This is a genomic window from Micromonospora sp. NPDC005087, from assembly GCF_042872965.1.
Taxonomy (GTDB): domain Bacteria; phylum Actinomycetota; class Actinomycetes; order Mycobacteriales; family Micromonosporaceae; genus Micromonospora.
This window is the reverse complement of record NZ_JBIALB010000009.1, coordinates 149,404-168,106: the sequence shown is the minus strand read 5'-3', so window position 1 is coordinate 168,106 and position 18,703 is coordinate 149,404. Positions and strand designations below refer to the sequence as shown.

Sequence of the window (18,703 nt, the reverse complement as noted above, 5' to 3'; positions counted from 1 at the left end):
GATAGGATCGCCAGGATGATCCGCACAACCGCGTCGGCGCTGGCGTACCTGCTCAGCAGCCTCGTCGCCGGTGTCGTCGGCCTCGCCTGGAGCCTCGCGTCCACCCTCGCCGTCGGCCTGCTGTCGGTCACGCAGCTCGGTGGCCCGGCGTTCCTCGGCGCCACCTGGGTCACCCGGCGCCTCGCGGACCTGGAGCGGCACCGGGCCGGTTGGGTGCTCGGCTCCGCCATCGCCGCGCCGTACCTGCCGATCGAGGGCGGCAGCGTCCGGCAGCGGGTCCGCGCGGTCGCCGTGCAACCGGCCACCTGGCGTGACCTGGCCTGGCTGGTCGCGGTTTTCCCGCTGGGCCTGGCGGGCGGCATCGCCACCATCGTGGTCACCGTCGTCGATCTCGCCGCCGTCGTGGCGCCGGCGTGGGCGTGGGCCGTGCCGAACCCGCACGCACCGTTCCCGATGCGTCCGCTCATGACGACGGTGCCGGGCCGGTTCGGTCTGACCGTCCTCGGCGTGCTGCTGTTGCCGGTCACCGCGTGGTTTCTACGGACCGCCGGACGCGCCCAGGCCCGCGCGGCCCGGGGCCTGCTGGCGCCCGGCGCGCACCGACAACTCGTCGAGGAGGCCGCTCGCCTCGCACAGACCCGCCGTCGGGTCGTCGACGCCCAGGCGGCGGAGCTGCGTCGGATCGAGCGGGACCTGCACGACGGCGCCCAGGCCCGGATCGTGGCCGCCGGAATGACGCTGGCGCTGGCCGCCCGCAAGCTGCGGACCGGTGCGCCCGCCGCATCCGACGTGGACCTCGCCCGCCGGCAGCTCGACGACGCCCTCACCGAGCTGCGCCGGCTGGTGCGCGGCATCCACCCGCCGATCCTCACCGATCGGGGGCTGCACGCCGCTGTCGCCGCCCTGGCCGGCGACAGCCCACTCGCCGTCGAAATCCGGGGCGACCCGGACGACCGGTTTCCACCAGCGGTCGAGTCGGCGGCCTATTTCGTCATCGCGGAGGGTCTCGCCAACGCGGGCAAGCACGCCGAGGCCCGGACCTGCGTCGTCACCCTCGCCCGAGGCGCCGGTACGGTCACCGTCACGCTCACCGACGACGGGCACGGCGGCGCCGACCCGGCCGGCTCCGGGCTCGACGGCCTGCGGCGCCGCGTCGAGGCACTCGACGGCCGGCTCACCATCACCAGTCCACCCGGCGGTCCCACCGTCCTGTCCGCGGAGCTGCCCCACTGATGCGTATCGTGATCGCCGAGGACCTGTTGCTGCTCCGGGACGGCATGGTGCGGCTGCTGACCGACACCGGCCACACCGTCGTCGCCGCCGTGGACACCGCACCCGCCCTGCTGGCGGCCGTCACCGAGCACCGGCCCGATCTGTCCATCGTCGACGTTCGGTTGCCGCCCGGCTTCCGCGACGAGGGGCTCCGCGCCGCCCTGACGCTGCGGGCCACGGACCCGGACTCCAAGGTGCTCATCGTCTCCCAGTACGTCGAACGGGCCTACGCCGTGGAGCTGCTCGCCGACGGCCGGGGCGGCGTCGGTTACCTCCTCAAGGACCGGGTCACCGCCCTGGACGACTTCCTCGACGCGGTGCAGCGGGTCGCCACCGGTGGCACCGCCCTGGACCCCGAGGTGGTACGGCAACTGTTCACCCGCAACAGCCGCAACCACGGCATCGACGGGCTCACCGCACGGGAACGTGAGGTGCTCGGCCTCATGGCCCAGGGCCTGTCCAACGCGGCCATCTGCGCCGCGCTCGTCCTGGCGCCGGTCTCGGTGGAGAAGCACATCACCAACATCTTCGCCAAGCTCGACCTGCCGCCGGCCGAGGACGCCAACCGACGTGTCCGCGCGGTCCTCGCCTACCTCAACCACTAGCGACTCCCCGCGGGCCCCGGCCCCCGCTCCCGGTCGGTACATCCAGCGTTCGGGCGGCAGCCACGCTCGATTGATCATGAGTTCGGGTCCGCTTCGTACCGTCCCGAGCATGACTGTCCTATCCGCATCATCGCCGCTCGGCCGCGCCGCGACGAGGCTCGTCGCCGTGCGTAGCCGGACCACCGCCACCATCGCCGCGCTCGCCATCACCGGCGCTGCCGTCGCGGTGGCCGTCGCGACGTCGTCGCCCGCCACCGCGGAGCCGGGCAACGTCGTCGTCTCGGAGAACTTCTCCTCCGGGTCGCTGCCCGCCGGCTGGAACGCGGTCGACGGCGCCTGGAAGGTGGAGAACGGCCGGCTGTACGGAACCTCCGCCAGCTCGGGCGAGAACAACAAGATCACTTTTGGTCGGCACCTGGCCGACTTTCGCCTCGAGGCGACCATGCGCTTCGAGTCGGTCTCCGCCGCCACCCGCTGGGCGTCGCTCGGCATCGACGTCCCGGCCGACGGCGCCACCCCGTGGTGGATCGCCACCATGCGCAGCGGCACCACCGCCGCCAACGGTCTCGAGTTCGCGCAGCGGACGACGGCGAACGCCTGGGTCGTGACGAACACCGCCTCCGCCCCGTACGCCGCCGGCACAGGTCGGGACGTCCGCGTCGCGGTCGAGGTGCACGGCAACCAGGCCCGCTGGATCTTCGACGGGCGGGAGGCGATGCGCACGAACAGCCTCCAGCGCTCCGCCAACGGCGTCCAGGCGCTCTTCGTCAACGGCGGCACCGTCTCGTACGACGACGTCACCGTCACCGAGCTGCCGCCGAACGGCTACATCCGCCCCGAGGGCAGCCCGTTCACGGTGATCGCGCACCGCGGCGCGTCCGCCGCCGCGCCGGAGAACACCCTGGTCGCGCAGGAGATCGCGCGCAAGGGCGGCGCCGACTGGATCGAGAACGACGTCCAGCCGAGCAAGGACGGCATCCCGTTCATCCTGCACGACGGCACGGTCGACCGGACCACCGACGGGACCGGCAACATCCGCGACCTGACCGCCGCGCAGATCAAGGCGCTCGACGCCGGCTCCTGGTTCGGTCCGCACTATGTGGGCGAGCGGGTGCCGACCCTGGCCGAGCAGCTCGCCGACCTGCGTACCCGGGGCGGCAACCTGCTGCTGGAGATCAAGGGCCGGCACACCCGGGACGAGGTCGCGACGATCATCCAGGTGATCCGGGACGAGCAGATGATGGGCCGGGTGTTCGTCCAGAGCTTCGAGGTCGACGCCCTGAAATACACCTACGAGCTCGCCCCCGAGCTGCCGCTCGGTCTGCTCCGCAGCAGCCTCGACGCCGATCCGGTGGCGATCTCCAGGGAGCTGCACCTGACCGCGTACAATCCGGACGGCAACGCGCTGCTGGCCAAGCCGGAGGTCGTCGCCCCGCTGCACGCCGCCGGGGTCGCCGTGATGGCCTGGACGATGGACTCCGCCGGCCTGTGGCAGCGGTTGGAGCGGATCGGCACCGACGGTGTCATCACCAACCGGGCGTCCGAGCTGGTCGGCTGGAACTCGGCGTTCATACAGCGGGCCTCGGCTGATCCGACCGTGCAGATCACGTCGCCGGTCGACGGGGCGCGGCTCGACCGGGCCCAGTCCCCGGTGATCGCGGCCGCCGCCACCAACGCGGACACCGTCACCGTCACGCTCGACGGCAGGAAGTCGGCCGCCGGGCACAAGCTCGACCTGGGCACACTGACCGCGGGCAGGCACACCGTCCGTGCCGAGGTGACCGGTCCGGAGGGCACCGCGACCGCGACCAGCACGTTCACCGTGACGGTGAGCCAGGCCGGCCTCGGCTACCTGGTCCTCACCTCGGGCGCCGAGCCGGCCGCGATCAACGCCATGACGGTCAAGCTGGTGCACGCGCAGTACGCCCAGCTGGCCACCTACGCCGAGCGGCAGGCCGGCAAGCTGGTGCCGGCAGCGGTCGCCAGTGTCATCGCCGCCGACGCTCGGACCCTCGCGTTGAAGTAGTCCGTCGCCACACCGGGTGTCCCCGCCGTCGCGACGGCGGGGATTCCCGTCGCCGGGGCTGGCCGATGCTGCCGTGATCCAGTCCGGCCGGCGACGGGTGGGGTGGGGAACTCCTCGTGCCTTCGGCGTGTGAGGATGCGGCGCATGCGTGCGGTGATCTTCGACGAGTTCGGTGCCCGACCCGAGGTCCGCGACGTCCCGGACCCGGCGCCGCCGCCCGGGGGCGCGGTCATCCGCGTCGAGGCGACGGGGTTGTGCCGCAGCGACTGGCACGGTTGGCAGGGACACGATCCGGACATCCGCCTGCCGCACGTACCCGGTCACGAGTTCGCCGGCGTGGTCACGGCGGTCGGCGCCGGCGTGCGCGGCTGGCGGCCCGGCGATCGGGTCACGGCGCCGTTCGTCTGCGCCTGCGGGCGGTGCCCGGCCTGCCTCGCCGGCGATCAGCAGGTCTGCGAGCGGCAGACGCAGCCGGGCTTCACCCACTGGGGCTCGTTCGCGGAGTACGTGGCGGTGCGGAACGCCGACGTCAACCTGGTCCGGCTTCCCGACGAGCTGGACTACCCGGCCGCGGCGGCGCTCGGTTGCCGCTTCGCCACGGCGTTCCGGGCCGTGGTCACCCAGGGGCGCGTCGCGGCGGGCGAGTGGGTGGCGGTACACGGTTGCGGCGGGGTGGGCCTGTCCGCGGTGATGATCGCGGCGGCCTGCGGCGCGCGGGTGGTGGCGGTCGACGTCAGCCCCGGCGCGCTCGAGCTGGCCAGGAACTGCGGGGCGGCGGTCTGTCTGGACGGCAGCGCCCTGACCGGGCCCGGCGCGGTGGCCGCCGCCGTTCGGGAGGCGACCGGCGGCGGCGCCCACCTGTCACTCGACGCGTTGGGCAGTCATGGCACCTGCGCCGCGTCCATCGAGAGCCTGCGCCGGCGGGGGCGGCACGTGCAGGTCGGGCTCCTCCCCGCCGCGCAGGGCCGACCGGCTCTGCCGATGGATCTCGTGATCGCGTTCGAGCTGGAGCTGCGGGGCAGTCACGGCATGCCCGCGCACGCCTATCCGGAGCTGCTCCGGCTGGTCACCGCCGACGTGCTGCGCCCCGCCGAGCTCGTCACCCGCACCATCGGCCTCAGCGAGGTGCCTGACGCGCTGGCCACGATGGACCGGCCCGCCCTCGGCGGGATGCGCCTCATCCGGCCGACGACGCGGCGCTGAGTGGGCCCTCGTTCCCGCTGCGATCCAGCGCGGACACGCAGTAGGTGAGCGCACGGTCGGCCGGGGCGGTGCGGTCGACCCACCCCGTACCGCGGGCGGTGCCGACGAGCCGGGCCCCGTCGCCGTCCACCCGGTAGACGGCGAAGCTCGTGGCGTCGTCGCCACGCCAGCTCAGCTCCATTCCGGTGTCCGTGCGCCGTACGCCGGTGACCTCCGGCGCGGCCGGGGGCGCCGCCGGCAACCGCGCCATGGTGGGCACCAGCGCCGGGCCGGCGTAGTGCGCCGCGCTGTACCGGCTGACCGCCCCGAGCTTGTCCGCGCGCACCTGCCGGGCGCTGAAGTGCACACTTCCCTGCACCCCGTACCGGCGGTTCAGGGCGAGCTGGCGGTCCAACTCGGCCGGGTCGCGCCACGCGCCGCGCTCGCCCACCCGGTAGTCGGCCTGGCCGATGTAGAGCTGCACCCGGGTGCCCTTCACGGTGGCCGCCCACCATGGCAGGAGCTTGGCGTAGTCGGCCTTGTCGAACCCGATGTGCCAGTAGAGCTGCGGCACGATGTAGTCCAGCCACTGCTCCCGTACCCAGAGGCGGGTATCGGCGTAGATGTCGTCGTAGCTCTGCAACCCGGCTGTCGCGGAGCCGGCCGGGTCGGTGCGCTTGTTGCGCCAGATGCCGAACGGGCTGATGCCGAACTTCACCCACGGCTTGATGGCCTTGATCCGCTCGCTCATCTCCCGGACCAGCGTGTTCACGTTGTCGCGGCGCCAGGCGTCCCTGTTCGCGAAGCCTCCGCCGTAGCGGGCGAACGCCGCGCCGTCCGGGAAGTCCTGTCCGGCTTCCGGGTACGGGTAGAAGAAGTCGTCGAAGTGCACCCCGTCGACGTCGTACCGCTGGACGGCCTCCAACATCGAGTCCTCGACGAAGGCGCGCGCCTCAGGGATTCCCGGGTTGAAGTAGAGGCGGCTGCCGGGCCGGTCGGCGCTGGGGTAGGTCACCACCCAGTCGCGGTGTCGCCGCAGCGGGTGTGTCGGCGCGAGCTGGTCCAGCTTCGGACCCGGCCCGCCCACCGTGGCCGGCTGCCCGCCGCGGTACGGGTTGAACCAGGCGTGGAACTCCAGGTTGCGGGCGTGCGCCTCGGCGACCATGAACTCCATCGGGTCCCAGCCGGGGTCGCGCCCGTCGCGGCGTCCGGTCAGCCACTCCGACCACGGCGCGTAGCTGGACGGCCAGAGCGCGTCCCCGCTCGGCCGCACGTGCACGAAGACGGCGTTGTGGTTGTGCCGTACGGCGAGGTCCAGCCAACCCCGGAACTCCGCCCGCGCCGTCTCGGCCGGCAGTCCGCGGCGGCTCGGCCAGTCGATGTTGTTCACGGTGGTGATCCACATGCCGCGCAGCTCGCGGGGCGCCCGGGCCGGCTGGCCGGCACAGGTGGGGATGCCGTCCGCCCGGCCGGCGCCGGGTGCCGGGCTCACGGCGGCCGCGCCGGCCGGCCGCGCGGCGACGAGGCCCGCCCGCGTGTCAGCAGTAGAGGTTGGCTCCGGCCGGCACGCCCAGGATGCCCACGAACTGCTGGTACCTGGTGACCCGGCTCTGCACCTGGCCGGGGTTTCCGCCGTTGCACTCGATCGAGCCGTTGATGCTGCGGATGGTCTCGCCGAAACCGGCGCCGTTGACCATCGCGTTGTGGGCGGTCATGCTGCCCGGCCCGTTCTGGGTCATCCAGTACCAGATGGCGGTCTTCCAGGCCACCGCGGCATCGTTCTGCACCAGCCACGGGTTGGTCAGCAGGGGCAGTCCGAGGGCGTTTCCGGCGGCGTTGTAGTTGAAGTTCCAGCTCAGCTGGATCGGCCCGCGCCCGTAGTAGGCGGCCTGCCCCGCCGGGCAGCCGTACGGCTGGCCGGGGTCGCAGTAGTGCGGGTAGTTGGCGGTGTTCTGCTCCACGACATGGACGAGTCCGCCGGTCTCGTGGTGCACGTTCGCCAGGAAGGCCGCCGCCTCCTGGCGCTGGACGGTCGCGCTGCCGGTCCTGGTGAACGCCGAGTAGGCGCTGAGGGCGGCGACGAGCCCGGAGTGCGTGTAGAAGGGGTTGCGGCCTGGGAACATCTGGTTGAACTGGGCCTCGCTGACCACGAAGCCGCCGGGGTTGGTGGGCGGGTTGGTGGGCGGCGTCCCGCTGCAGGTGTAGGGCTCCCAGTACCAGGTGCTGATGACGGGGTCGTAGCCGGGATTGTCGTGCTCGGCGATGTAGTACAGACCGTTGGTGTACCGCACGATGCTGCCGGTGGCGTACCAGGTGCCGGCGACCCAGTTCGGGTGGTTGCAGCTGCCCGTGGGCGGCGGTGTGGTGCCGCCCCCGCAGGCGCCGAGGTCCTGCCATACGCCGGTGGTGCCCGGCGGCGCCTCGTTCTGCGTCCACCACTTCGCCTGGTAGTTGCGGCCGTTGTGGGAGACCTGGGCGCCTCCCGTGTAGACGGCCGAGGCCTGCCACGACGCTGCGCAGGCCGCAGCGGATGCGGCGGTCGCCGGGATGATTGCCACCAGTCCGCCGGCGACGACCAGTGCCGCAAGTGCGACCAGGGCCCGCAGTCTCGACATGGGATCACTCCTTCCTGGGATACCACGTGCCGATGACTCGGCAGTACATCGACAGGAGTGACTGTAACACCTACTGTTCACAATCCTTACTAATTCCCGAGGCGAACCACCGCACGGACCGGGCACGGGCGCACGGGATGGCGGCTGCCGATCCCCGGTGGTCTGGGTAGCCTGGACGCCATGATCTTCATTACCGCCAAGTTCCGGGTTCTGCCCGAGCACGCTGACCGGTGGCCGCAGATCGCCGCCGAGTTCACCGGGGCGACCAGGGCCGAGCCGGGCTGTCTATGGTTCGACTGGTCCCGCAGCCTGGACGACCCGACCGAGTACGTGCTGGTCGAGGCGTTTCGCGACGACGAGGCCGGCGCGGCGCACGTGCAGTCCGCCCACTTCCGCAAGGCACAGCAGGACCTGCCGCCCCACCTGGCCGAGACGCCGCGCATCGTGAACGCCACCGTGCCGCAGCAGGACTGGTCGCTGCTCGGCGAGATGGCCGTCCCCGAGGGTCGCTGATCACCACCGGCGCACCGCCGCTGCCCCGGCGTGTGTCCCACGAACGCGCGGAGCAGCGTCCATCGCCACGCGTTTCCGGGCCGGCAGCCAGGGCGGTGACGGCGCACGCGGGTGGCCCGGCCGTCGCCGGCCGGGCCACCCGCTCGGCGTACGGTCAGCCGCCGAGACTCGCGGCGGCCGAGGCGATCGTCGAGGCGAAGTAGCTCACCTGGGTGTAGACGCCCGGGTAGTTGGGCCGGGCGCAGCCGTTGCCCCAGCTGACGATCCCGACCTGGACCCAGGCGTTGCTGGCGTCGCGGCGGAACATCGGGCCGCCCGAGTCTCCCTGGCAGGTGTCCACGCCACCGCTGGCGTAGCCGGCGCAGATCTCCTGTGCGGGGATGATGTCCCCGCCGTAGTAGGAGTTGCAGGTGGAGTCGCTGACGAACGGGACGGTCGCCTTGAGCAGGTACCGCTGTTGCGAGCCACCCTCGCGGGCGGCGCCCCAGCCGGCGACGGTGAAGGTGCCGCTGTCGTACGCGGTGGTGTTCGCGATCTTCAACGTGCTCAGCCCGGTGACGGGGGTGGCCAGCCGGATCAGCGCCCAGTCCCTGCCGTTGCCGTTGTAGCCGGGAGCCCGGTAGACGTAGTTCGACCGGACGGTGATCCGGCTGGACGACTGGAGGTCGACCACGCCGAGCGTCGCGGTGATGCTGGTGTTGGTGCCGGTGGCGCCCACGCAGTGCGCCGCGGTGAGCACCAGCCGCGAGCTGTACAGGGCCCCGCCGCACCCCATCGAGAGCCGGACCATGAAGGGGAACTCGCCCTGGGCGGCCCGGGTGCCACCGACGACGTTGGGCGTCGGAGTGACGTCGGCCGCGGCCGCCGGGGCCGCGACAGTGAGGCTGCCCGCGGTCACCGCGGCCAACACGGTGGCCAGGAGGCCGGTGAGGGTACGCCAACGGACCATGCATTCCTCCGCATCAGGACGGCACGCCTCGTGAGCGCACCTGATTCACGAGGCGGTCATCATATTGAGATCAATGGATCGGATAGGACATCCTCTCTGGGTCGTACCGCCGGCGCTATGGATCCCGGCGGGGCCGGCCGCTCCGATCCATCCACAACTCCGGTCAGAGCCGGTGGCGGACCCACACGTTCGGTTCGACGTAGACGCCGTGGTCATGCTCGACGTCGCAGCGGACCGGGACGAGCGCGCCCGGCACGCGCACCGGGCCGGTGCGGTCGAACGGCAGGCCGGTCCACCGCCGCCACTCCTGCAACGTGCCCGGGATGGTCATCGACCGGGGCGCCACGGACTCGATCACCCCGCCAGCACGGACGTGCGTACGCAACCACGGGTCCACCGGCAGGCCGTCGTCGCGGACCCGGAAGGCGTACCGGTCCATCGGCTCATCGGGAACCGCGTGCTTGCCGCTGGGGCGTACCGGCGCGACCAGGGTGTGGTAGCCGAGCCGGCGGGCGTTCTCGCGCATCGCGTCGAGCATCCGGGCGGACAGTCCCCGACCGCGAGCCTCGGGGCGGATGCAGATCTCCAACGCGGACACCGTGTTCGTCGGCATGCCGGCGAGGCGGTTGATCGTCGCCCGCTGCACGACCCGGTCCCATCCGCCCGGCGGCAGTCCCTCCTCGGTCCAGGACAGCGGCACGCTGTAGGCCCGTGCCAGCGCCCGGCCGGGCTCAGCGGGGTCGATGGCGAGCAGGACGAACTCCGGGTACAGCTCGTTGGCCACCGCGTAGTACAGCGAAGCCATCGGATCCCAGCCCATGAACTCCGGCCAGGCGCCGTCGAAGTCGTCCAGCAGCGGCGCGAGCTCGGGGCGCTGCGCGACCGTCACGATTTCAAGATCCATCCGGCGGACGATAGCGGACCGACAGGGCGACAGCACCCGAGTTTTCTCCCCGCGGGTGCACGCTCACGGACGTTGGTGAGGCGTGCCGGTGCTCTCTCGGCGGATCAGCCGGAACGGCGTCTGCACGGTCAGCGGCGCCGTGACCTCGGTACCCTCGATCCGGGCGACGAGGCGGCGTACCGCGAGACGGCCGATCGCTTCCTTGTCCGGCGCGATGGTGGTGAGGGTCGGTGTGCTGAAGCGTCCCTCCTCGATGTCGTCGATGCCGATGAATGCGACGTCCTCCGGCACCCGGTGGCCGGCCTCGGTCAACGCCCGCAGCGCGCCGACGGCGACCAGGTCGTTGTAGCCGAACACCGCGTCCGGGGCTACTCGTTCGAGTCGGTCAACTCTCCCGGGCAGTACCTGCGGCACCAGAACTCGCGGGTACGCAACTCGCCGAACGACGGCTCCGCGCTCACCCGCGCCGACGCCACCTGGTGCGCACGGGTGGGCTTGACCGGCACCGGCGTGTCGCTGGGGTCGTACAACTTCCGGGGCAGGTACCTGCGGCACTACAACTCGGAGGTATGGCTCAGCAACGGCGCCGGCGGCGACCCGTACAACACGCCAACGCTGTGGGCCGCCGACAGCACCTGGACGATTGCCGCCCCCTGGGCGCCCTGACCGGCCAGAGGCCGCGACAGGGTCGTCGCGGCCTCCGCTGACCGGGGGGTCCGGCCTTGCCGGACCCCCCGGTCAGCCGGCCACCCGCGCGCGGCGGTCAGAGGGTCGTCTCGTTGGGCAGGCCGAAGAAGTCGTGCCACTTGACGCCGCCGAGGAAGGCGGTGCCGGCCGAGAGGCCGACGTAGACGTCGTTGAGGCTGCCCCTGGTGAAGGCGATGATGTCGTCCCTGCCGTCGCCGTCGTAGTCACCGAGGTAGGGGAACTCGCCGGCCAGGCAGAAGAAGTCGTTCCACTTGACGGTGGTGCCGGCGAAGGAGGTGCCGGTGGAGACGGCCGCGTAGACGTCGGCGTCGGCGTTGCAGGTCAACGTCACGATGTCGTCGCGACCGTCACCGTTGATGTCCCCGACTCGCGGCTGTTCCGTCCCGACGGCGAACAGGTCATGCCACGTCTGCGCGGCGCCGAACGAGGATCCCGTGGACAGGGCGACGATCACGTCCGAGGCCGTGGCCGGCCCCTGGGTGAAGGTGATGATGTCGTCCCTGCCGTCGCCGTTGACGTCGCCGAGGGCCGGATACTCGCCGGCGATCGAGAAGTACTCGTGCCACTTCAGCGCCGTACCGGTGAACGACGACCCGGCGGACAGCGCGACGTACACGTCCCCGGCGCCGTCGTGCGTGAAGGCGATGATGTCGTCGCGGCCGTCGCCGTTGACGTCCCCCACCGCGGCGACCTCGGTGTTCGGCGCGAACCAGTCGTGCCACTTCGTGGCGCCCGCGAACGACGACCCGGTCGACAGTGCCACGTACACGTCGGCGAGCGAGCCGTGGGTGAACGCCACGACGTCGTCGCGCCCGTCGCCGTTGAAGTCCCCGGACAGCAGCGTCTCGTCGCTCAGCCCGAAGAAGTCGTTCCACTTCACCGACGTCCCGGCGAACGAGGTCCCGGTGGACGGCGACACGTACACGTCGTTCAGCGACCCACGGGTGAACGCGACGAGTCGTCGCGGCCGTCCCCGGTGAAGTCGGTCGGCGAGCCGGCCAGGTACCGGCTGCCGGGCGACCCGCCGCAGTTGTCACTGACCAGGTACTTCTGGTTGTACTGCGACGGGTAGGGGGCGAGCGAGACGCCGTTGATGGCGATCGTCTGCCCGACACCGTTGTAGAGCTGCTCGTAGTGGACGTGCGGCCCGGAGGAGTTTCCCGTGCTGCCCGTGATGCCGATCTGCTGGCCCTGCTGGACGTACGCGCCGTTGGGCACGGAGTAGGCGCTGAGGTGGAAGTGGTAGGTGGTCCAGCCGCCGCCGTGGTCGATGACGAGATAGTTGCCGGCTCCGCTGGGCTGCGAGTAGTGCCGCGCCACCCCCGCGGCGGAGGCGACCTGCGGGGTGCCTCCGGTGGTGGCGCCGTCGGCGCGGACGAAGTCCAGCGCCTGTCGGACCTCGGCGCTGCGGTGGTCGTACGTCCACCGCTGCCCGCAGGGGAACGGCGCCTTGAAGGTCGGTGCGGCGAACGCGGGCGAGGGCGACGCCACCACGGCGGCCAGGACCGCCGCGGCCAGGGTGAGAAGCGCGACCAGGGCGCTACGCGCGGGGGTACGCGAATGCCGGATCATGGCGTGACTCCTGTCGGGGCTCAGAGGGTCGTTTCGCCGTTGAGGCCGAAGTAGTCGTGCCACTTGGTGCCGCCGAGGAAGCCGGTGCCCGTGGAGAGCCCGACGTGGACGTCGTTGGTGGCGCCCCTGGTGAAGACGATGATGTCGTCCCTGCCGTCGCCGTCGAAATCACCGAGGTAGGGGAACTCGCCGGCCAGGCAGAAGAAGTCGTTCCACTTCACCGTGGTGCCCGCGAACGACGTGCCGGTGGAGACCGCCGCGTAGACGTCGCCGTCGGCGTTGCAGGTGAACGTCACGATGTCGTCCCGACCGTCACCGTTGATGTCCCCGACACGCGGCTGCTCCGCGCCGACGGCGAACAGGTCGTGCCACTTCTGCGGTGCACCGAACGAGCCGCCAGTCGACAGGGCGACGATGACGTCGCTCGCGGCGACCGGCCCCTGGGTGAACGTGATGATGTCGTCCCTGCCGTCGCCGTCGACGTCACCGATCGCCGGGAACTCCCCAGGGATCGAGAAGTACTCGTGCCACTTCACGCCGGGCCCGAAGCCGGTCCCGGTGGACAGCGCCACGTACACGTCGGCGTTGGTGTCGTGGGTGAAGGCGATGATGTCGTCGCGACCGTCCCCGTTGACGTCGCCGACGGCCGCGACCTCGGCCCCCGGCGCGAACCAGTCGTGCCACTTCACTCCACCGCCGAAGCTCGTGCCGGTGGACAGGGCCACGTACACGTCGGCGAGGGTGCCGTGGGTGAAGGCGATGACGTCGTCCTTGCCGTCGCCGTTCACGTCTCCGGTGAGCAGGGTTTCACCGGTGAGCAGGGTTTCACCGGTGAGACCGAAGAAGTCGTTCCACTTGACGGAGGTGCCTGCGAAGGAACTCCCGGTGGAGGTGGCCACGTAGACGTCGTTGAGGCTGCCCTGCGTGAAGGTGACCACGTCGTCCCGGCCGTCACCGGTGAAGTCGGTCGGTGATCCCGCCAGGTACCGGCCCCCCGACCCACCGGCGTTGACCAGGGAGATGTAGTAGTTCCAGTTCCAGTTCGGCCCGGGATCGGTGTGGTCGTTGCCGGGCATCTCGTTGTGCCCCTTGATCGCGTTGCGGTTCTTCGGCAGCCCGTACCTGTCGCAGAGGTAGCGGGTCAGCGCGGCCGACGACCGGTACATGGCGTCGGTGAACCAGGCCGGGTTGTCCACGAACCCCTCGTGCTCAATACCGACGGAATACGGATTCGCCGAGCGCGCGTGGTAGGCCGTGTCGCCCTCGCGGACCATCTGGGTGATCTCACCGTTGCTGGACTTCACGACATAGTGCGCGCTCACACCCGCCGACGGGTTCTGGAACCAGCTCACCGTGCCCGCGTACGACCCCTGGGTCACGTGCACCACCACCGTGGTGATCCGCGACGACCGGCCCGCCTGGTAGTTGCCGCCGTAGGCGGGGACCCACCGGGCCGGTCCGTACTCCGGTACCGCCGCGGCGGCGGCGACGTTCGGGCCGGTGGCGCCCGCGGGGGCGACCCGCGCGTAGCGGCCCAACTCGGGTCGGACCGGGTACGGCGCGACCCATACCGAGCCGGTCACGATGCCGGTTCGCAGGAGGTCGTATACGTGGTCGGCGTAGAGCCGGGCCGTCGCGTCGTTGACGGCGGCGCTGTACCGCGCCACGACCGGATACCAGGCGGAGAGCCGGTCCCGTGCACCCGCCGTCAGGCCTTCGCTGTCGGCCAGGTCGCGGAGCACCGCGGCGCCGCCCCGGACGTTGGCGGAGGTGACCGAGCGCAACCGGTCGACCGGCTCACCGGTGAGCGTGGCCGCCCGTTCGAGACTGTGCTGGGTGGGGTTGCTGACGAGGTGCATGACGCCGTAGCCGTTGGCCTGGCTGGGCAGTCCGCCGTGCTCCTCCAACCGCGACTCACCGTAGGCGACGGCGATCAGCAGGTCCCGTGGCACGTCGTACTCGCTGGCTGCGCGGTCGAACGCCGAGGCGAGTGGACCGGGGGCGACGGGTTGGGAGGCCGCCGCCGGCGCGGCCGTCATCTGGCCGGCGAGTGCCGCCGTCAGGAGCAGGGCGCAGGCGCGCCGCGAGAGTCTGGTCAGTCGCATGGGAGCCTCCAGTTCGCCGGTCACAGCGTCGTCTCGCCGTTGAGGCCGAAGTAGTCGTGCCACTTGGTGCCGCCGAGGAAGCCGGTGCCCGTGGAGAGCCCGACGTGGACGTCGTTGGTGGCGCCCCTGGTGAAGACGATGATGTCGTCCCTGCCGTCGCCGTTGGCGTCGCCGAGGTAGGGAAACTCGCCGGCCAGGCAGAAGAAGTCGTTCCACTTCACGGTGGTGCCCGCGAACGAGGTGCCGGTGGAGACCGCCGCGTAGACGTCGGCGTCGGCGTTGCAGGTGAACGTCACGATGTCGTCCCTACCGTCACCGTTGATGTCCCCGACACGCGGCTGCTCGGCGCCGACGGCGAACAGGTCGTGCCACGTCTGCGGCGCACCGAACGAGCCGCCGGTCGACAGGGCGACGATGACGTCGCTCGCGGCGACCGGCCCCTGGGTGAACGTGATGATGTCGTCCGCGCCGTCGCCGTTGACGTCACCGAGGGCCGGGAACTCGCCGAACGGGCTGAAGTACTCGTGCCATTTCAGGCCGGGTCCGAACGAGGCACCGGTGGAGAGGGCGACGTACACGTCGCCGGCGGGATCGTGGGTGAACGCCACGATGTCGGCACGGCCGTCGCCGTTGACGTCACCGACCGCGCCGATCTCCGCGCCCGGCGCGAACCAGTCGTGCCACTTCAGGCCACCGCCGAACGAGGTGCCGTTGGACAGCGCGACGTAGACGTCGCCGGTGTTGCTGTGGGCGAAGGTGACGATGTCGTCCCGGCCGTCGCCGTTGACGTCGCCGGTCGAGGCGGTCTCCCCACCGATGGAGAAGAAGTCGTTCCACTTCACGGAGGTGCCGGTGAAGGAACCGCCGGTGGACGTGCCCACGTAGACGTCGGCGAGAGTGTTCTGGGTGAAGGTGACGACATCATCGCGGCCATCGCCGGTGACGTCGGTGGCGGATCCACCGGCGATGGCGTGGGTACGGGCCGCCTCGTTGAGCTGGGTTCGAGCGGTGGCCGCCACCTGGTCGTACCGGTCGGGGAAGCCCGACCGTTGAACGCACTGGGCGACCTGACCCGCGCTGTAGCCGGGGTTGTTGCGGTCGCAGACGATCGCCCTGGTCACGTACTGGGTGCTGGCGTAGACCGGGTCCATGATCTGCTCCGGAGTGCCCCAGCCGTAGTCCCAGCGCTGCTGGAACACCCCGAGCGACGACTTGTCGCCACACGGCAGGTTGTTCATGTGCGACTCGACCCAGCCCGCCTCGAAGGCGGACAGCGTCACCTTGTCGTTGGCGTTGTGGGCCCGCGCGACCCGGTAGACCACCAGGGTCACGGCGGGGTCGCGGTTGGCGGGGATGGAGGGGCAGGCCAGGATGCCGATCGGGTCGGCGTCGGCCGGCGTCGCGGTGACCGTCGCCGCGGCCACGCCGAGGGCGACCAGCAGGGCCAGGAGAGTACGTCGCACGGTGCTCCTCGCAGGGTCGGGGGGGTCAGCTCGGGGCTTCGCGTACCGGTCTCCGGCGCTGATATCGATTGCCGAGTGTGCCATCAGGGCGATGATTCCTGTCAATGCGTTCCGAAGATTTCCTTCACCATGCAGGCGGCAGCGGGCAGGTATTGACATCGATGGTGGCTGCAGGTTTACTCGCCGGTAATCGATGTCCGGCCGCTCACCAGCAGAGGACCCGCCATGGGTATGCGTCGCCGCTCGTTCATCGGTCGTGTCGCCGCGGTTGGCGCCGCCAGCGCCCTCGGGGGCGCCGGGGCAGTCCTGACGGCGCCCGGGCCGGCCCAGGCCGCCGTGTGGAAGAAGCGGTTGACCGGCGCGGACCTCGACACCAACAGCCGGTGGCGGGTCGCCGGCACCGACCTCGGCATCCCCTACGTGCTGGAGAACGGGTCGATCGGCTACCTCTTCGGTGACACCTTCGACACGCCGTGGCCGGAGGGCCCACCCCTGCCGAACGACTGGCGGTCACCGGTCATGTTGCGCTCCGCCGTCCACCCGGGCGCGCCGGGCGGAGTGGTCTTCGACAGCGCGGCACGGGTCGCGGGCAACGGCCGGGCTCCCGAGCTGATGCACAACGGCCACCACGGCATCGGCATCGACGGTCTCCCGGAGGTGACCGTCATCCCCAACGACGGCATCAGCTTCCCCGAGACCGGCCGGCAGCTCATCTCGTACATGAGCATCGAGAACTGGAACTCGGCCGGCCCGGCGGGACCCCACTGGAAGTCGCGCTACGCGGGGTTGGCCTACTCCGACAACGGCAACGACTTCGTCCGTACGCCCCTGAAGTGGTGGAACAGCTCGGACAACAAGGATCCGTTCCAGATGTGGACCATGCAGCGCGCCGGTGATCACGTCTACGTCTTCTCTGTACGAGCAGGCCGCCAGAACGGCCCGATGATGCTGCGTCGCGTCCGGTGGGACCGCCTCTTCTACCCCGAATCGTATGAGGGGTGGGGTTGGAACGGCACGAGCTGGGGCTGGGGACGGCCCTGCACACCCATCCTCACCGGCCGCTTCGGCGAGCCGTCCGTACGCCGCCTGGGCGACGGCACCTGGGTCATGTCGTACCTGAACTGCCAGACGGGGTGTCTGGTCACCCGGACCGCTCCGGGGCCGGACCAGGTGTGGACGGCGGAGAAGATCCAGGTCACGAGCTGGCAGGAGCCTGCCCTCTACGGTGGGTTCATCCATCCCTGGTCGAGCCGCGACGCCAACGACCTGCACCTGATGGTCTCGAAATGGACTCGTACGCCGGACGGCCGCAGCACCGCCTACCACGTCAGCCAGTTCGTCGGCTCGGCCTGACCCCGGTGACCCGGCGGGTACTCCTACTGCTTGAATTGGATTACCAGCCGTCGAGCCATTAGGGGCCATGCGTGACAGCCTCCCTCCCGTCGGGCGAGGCCGCGCACGACGCCCGCCGCGCACGGCAGTGGTTGTCCGGGCACGCCCGAGGCGAAGGCGTGGACCGCCGGCAGCTGATCGAGCTGGGCACCGCGATGGGCGCGCTCGCCGCCGCCGCGGGCGAACCTCGCCCCGCCGGTGTCGCGCCCGAGCCGACCGCTGGTGCGGCGATCGTCAAGCCGCTCCCCCCGGGCCTGCTCACCCACCACGACAGCAACGCCGAGATGCGGTGGGAGGCCATGGCGGGGCAGGGCCACGTGGTCCCGATTGACCGGTTCTTCGTCCGCAACCACACCAGCACCCCGCGGGTGGATGTCGACACGTGGCGGTTGCGTCTGTTCGGCACCGGCCTGCGGGGCAGCCCGACGCGGGACGACGCGGTCGAGTTCGACTACGACGACCTGCGGACCATGCCCGCCGAGGAGACCACGGCCCTGCTGGAGTGCGCGGGCAACGGCCGCCGCCACTTCGCCTCCCAGCAGGCCCACGAGACGCCGGGGGTCGCGTGGGGTCTCGGCGCGGTCGGGGTGGCGCGCTGGCGGGGCGTACGACTCTCGACCGTGCTCCGCCACGCCGGCCTGACCGACGCCGCGGTCGACGTGCAGCCCGAGGGCCTGGATCCGGACTACGTGACCGGCGGGGTGAACCTCGGCCGGGTGCGCCGACCACTTCCCGTCGGCAAGGCCCTCGACGACGTGTTGCTGGCGTACGAGATGAACGGGACGACACTGCCGGCCGACCACGGCTTCCCGGTGCGGTTGGTGGTGCCGGGCTGGATCGGTATCGCCTCGATCAAGTGGGTCGGCCCCGTGGAGGTCTCCGCCACAGCCCTCTTCTCACCGTGGAACACCCAGTTCTACCGCATGTTCGGCCCCGGTCATCCCGCCGACGGCGACCCTCTGACGACCCAGACAGTCAAGAGCGCCTTCGAACTGCCCTGGGACGCACGCCTGCCGGCAGGCGTGGACGTGCTGCTGCGGGGACGATCCTGGTCCGGAAACGGGCCGATCCGGTCCGTCGAGATCAGCACGGGTGACCGCGACGACTGGCAGCCAGCCACCCTGGAACGCCACGACGAGGGCGGGGCCTGGCAGCGGTGGACGGCCGTCTGGCGCCCGCCGGGGCCGGGCCGGTGGACCGTGCGCGCGCGGGCCACGGACGTCACCGGGGCCGGCCAGTCGGAACAGGCCCGTCCCAATGCCCTGGGGTACGTGTTCGACGGCATCGTCCGGCACCCGGTGACGGTCGACTGACCCCGGCGGCACGGCGGTACCCGTACACCGCGTTTCGCAGTTGTGGAAACGTGGGTCCGGTCCGCTTTCGGCGCTGTCGCTCGC

Annotated in this window: 17 protein-coding genes; 8 read left to right on the top strand and 9 right to left on the bottom strand. The window is 71.2% G+C overall.

The genetic code is table 11. From position 1 onward, the window contains the following. The first annotated feature begins 15 nt into the window (after window positions 1-15). From ACFYPS_RS21895 to ACFYPS_RS21880, 4 genes are all read left to right on the top strand, one after another. Window positions 16-1,233, top strand: a complete 1,218-nt coding sequence (locus ACFYPS_RS21895; protein ID WP_354966781.1) for a sensor domain-containing protein — start codon at window positions 16-18, stop codon at window positions 1,231-1,233. Next, window positions 1,233-1,877 (top strand): response regulator transcription factor, encoded by a 645-nt coding sequence (locus ACFYPS_RS21890; protein WP_354966782.1) that lies wholly within the window; start codon window positions 1,233-1,235, stop codon window positions 1,875-1,877. Before ACFYPS_RS21895 ends, ACFYPS_RS21890 begins: the two co-directional genes overlap by 1 nt. Before the next feature lie 109 nt (window positions 1,878-1,986). Next, window positions 1,987-3,903 (top strand): glycerophosphodiester phosphodiesterase family protein, encoded by a 1,917-nt coding sequence (locus tag ACFYPS_RS21885; protein WP_387326510.1) that lies wholly within the window; start codon window positions 1,987-1,989, stop codon window positions 3,901-3,903. A 144-nt stretch (window positions 3,904-4,047) separates the two neighbouring features. Further along, a complete protein-coding gene (locus ACFYPS_RS21880; protein ID WP_387326508.1) occupies window positions 4,048-5,106 on the top strand; it encodes a zinc-dependent alcohol dehydrogenase family protein in 1,059 nt (352 codons plus the stop codon). Here the strand turns inward: ACFYPS_RS21880 and ACFYPS_RS21875 are convergent. Continuing rightward, window positions 5,081-6,577, bottom strand: a complete 1,497-nt coding sequence (locus ACFYPS_RS21875; RefSeq protein ID WP_387326505.1) for a family 10 glycosylhydrolase — start codon at window positions 6,575-6,577, stop codon at window positions 5,081-5,083. The two genes, ACFYPS_RS21880 and ACFYPS_RS21875, sit on opposite strands and share 26 nt — an antisense overlap. Window positions 6,578-6,623: 46 nt before the next feature. Continuing rightward, window positions 6,624-7,700, bottom strand: a complete 1,077-nt coding sequence (locus ACFYPS_RS21870; RefSeq protein ID WP_387326502.1) for a glycoside hydrolase family 19 protein — start codon at window positions 7,698-7,700, stop codon at window positions 6,624-6,626. A gap of 180 nt (window positions 7,701-7,880) precedes the next feature. Here ACFYPS_RS21870 and ACFYPS_RS21865 point away from each other — a divergent pair, with 180 nt between their 5' ends. After that, entirely contained in the window at window positions 7,881-8,213 is a 333-nt protein-coding gene (locus ACFYPS_RS21865; protein ID WP_354966787.1) for a putative quinol monooxygenase, read from the top strand. 154 nt (window positions 8,214-8,367) lie between these two features. Here ACFYPS_RS21865 and ACFYPS_RS21860 read toward each other — a convergent pair whose 3' ends face one another. From ACFYPS_RS21860 to ACFYPS_RS21850, 3 genes are all read right to left on the bottom strand, one after another. Then, on the bottom strand, window positions 8,368-9,162 hold the full coding sequence (locus ACFYPS_RS21860) for a serine protease (RefSeq protein WP_354966788.1): 795 nt from the start codon (window positions 9,160-9,162) through the stop codon (window positions 8,368-8,370). A gap of 163 nt (window positions 9,163-9,325) precedes the next feature. Then, window positions 9,326-10,066: a GNAT family N-acetyltransferase gene (locus ACFYPS_RS21855; RefSeq protein WP_354966789.1), complete on the bottom strand. Its 741-nt coding sequence runs from the start codon at window positions 10,064-10,066 to the stop codon at window positions 9,326-9,328. A 63-nt stretch (window positions 10,067-10,129) separates the two neighbouring features. Beyond that, complete coding sequence (locus ACFYPS_RS21850; protein WP_354966790.1) at window positions 10,130-10,423, bottom strand: substrate-binding domain-containing protein; 294 nt, start codon at window positions 10,421-10,423, stop codon at window positions 10,130-10,132. On the opposite strand from ACFYPS_RS21850, the gene ACFYPS_RS21845 reads away from it, so the two are divergent. Continuing rightward, window positions 10,361-10,732, top strand: a complete 372-nt coding sequence (locus ACFYPS_RS21845; RefSeq protein ID WP_354966791.1) for an AbfB domain-containing protein — start codon at window positions 10,361-10,363, stop codon at window positions 10,730-10,732. The two genes, ACFYPS_RS21850 and ACFYPS_RS21845, sit on opposite strands and share 63 nt — an antisense overlap. 97 nt (window positions 10,733-10,829) lie before the next feature. On the opposite strand, the gene ACFYPS_RS21840 is transcribed toward ACFYPS_RS21845, so the two are convergent. Genes ACFYPS_RS21840 through ACFYPS_RS21825 form a run of 4 tightly spaced genes read right to left on the bottom strand, consistent with a single transcriptional unit; the run spans window position 10,830 to window position 15,914 of the window. Continuing rightward, the gene (locus ACFYPS_RS21840) at window positions 10,830-11,693 is read right to left on the bottom strand and encodes an FG-GAP repeat domain-containing protein (protein WP_387326496.1); all 864 of its coding nucleotides are present in this window, start codon (window positions 11,691-11,693) and stop codon (window positions 10,830-10,832) included. An 11-nt stretch (window positions 11,694-11,704) separates the two neighbouring features. Continuing rightward, window positions 11,705-12,346: a M23 family metallopeptidase gene (locus ACFYPS_RS21835; protein WP_387326493.1), complete on the bottom strand. Its 642-nt coding sequence runs from the start codon at window positions 12,344-12,346 to the stop codon at window positions 11,705-11,707. A 20-nt stretch (window positions 12,347-12,366) separates the two neighbouring features. Next, window positions 12,367-14,451 (bottom strand): N-acetylmuramoyl-L-alanine amidase, encoded by a 2,085-nt coding sequence (locus tag ACFYPS_RS21830; protein WP_387326490.1) that lies wholly within the window; start codon window positions 14,449-14,451, stop codon window positions 12,367-12,369. 20 nt (window positions 14,452-14,471) lie between these two features. Then, a complete protein-coding gene (locus tag ACFYPS_RS21825; protein WP_354966794.1) occupies window positions 14,472-15,914 on the bottom strand; it encodes a VCBS repeat-containing protein in 1,443 nt (480 codons plus the stop codon). Between the two features lie 231 nt (window positions 15,915-16,145). Between ACFYPS_RS21825 and ACFYPS_RS21820 the strand changes: the two genes are divergently transcribed. Further along, window positions 16,146-17,267, top strand: coding sequence for a DUF4185 domain-containing protein (locus ACFYPS_RS21820; RefSeq protein WP_387326721.1), 1,122 nt, complete (start codon window positions 16,146-16,148; stop codon window positions 17,265-17,267). Window positions 17,268-17,338: 71 nt separating this feature from the next. Next, the gene (locus ACFYPS_RS21815; RefSeq protein ID WP_354966796.1) at window positions 17,339-18,619 is read left to right on the top strand and encodes a sulfite oxidase; all 1,281 of its coding nucleotides are present in this window, start codon (window positions 17,339-17,341) and stop codon (window positions 18,617-18,619) included. The last annotated feature ends 84 nt before the right edge of the window (window positions 18,620-18,703 follow it).

Coding starts and splice junctions, on each gene's coding strand:
- ACFYPS_RS21895 (WP_354966781.1), top strand. CDS start 16: ATGATCCGCACAACCGCGTCGGCGCTGGCGTACCTGCTCAGCAGCCTC.
- ACFYPS_RS21890 (WP_354966782.1), top strand. CDS start 1,233: ATGCGTATCGTGATCGCCGAGGACCTGTTGCTGCTCCGGGACGGCATG.
- ACFYPS_RS21885 (WP_387326510.1), top strand. CDS start 1,987: ATGACTGTCCTATCCGCATCATCGCCGCTCGGCCGCGCCGCGACGAGG.
- ACFYPS_RS21880 (WP_387326508.1), top strand. CDS start 4,048: ATGCGTGCGGTGATCTTCGACGAGTTCGGTGCCCGACCCGAGGTCCGC.
- ACFYPS_RS21870 (WP_387326502.1), bottom strand. CDS start 7,700: ATGTCGAGACTGCGGGCCCTGGTCGCACTTGCGGCACTGGTCGTCGCC.
- ACFYPS_RS21865 (WP_354966787.1), top strand. CDS start 7,881: ATGATCTTCATTACCGCCAAGTTCCGGGTTCTGCCCGAGCACGCTGAC.
- ACFYPS_RS21860 (WP_354966788.1), bottom strand. CDS start 9,162: ATGGTCCGTTGGCGTACCCTCACCGGCCTCCTGGCCACCGTGTTGGCC.
- ACFYPS_RS21855 (WP_354966789.1), bottom strand. CDS start 10,066: ATGGATCTTGAAATCGTGACGGTCGCGCAGCGCCCCGAGCTCGCGCCG.
- ACFYPS_RS21835 (WP_387326493.1), bottom strand. CDS start 12,346: ATGATCCGGCATTCGCGTACCCCCGCGCGTAGCGCCCTGGTCGCGCTT.
- ACFYPS_RS21830 (WP_387326490.1), bottom strand. CDS start 14,451: ATGCGACTGACCAGACTCTCGCGGCGCGCCTGCGCCCTGCTCCTGACG.
- ACFYPS_RS21820 (WP_387326721.1), top strand. CDS start 16,146: ATGCGTCGCCGCTCGTTCATCGGTCGTGTCGCCGCGGTTGGCGCCGCC.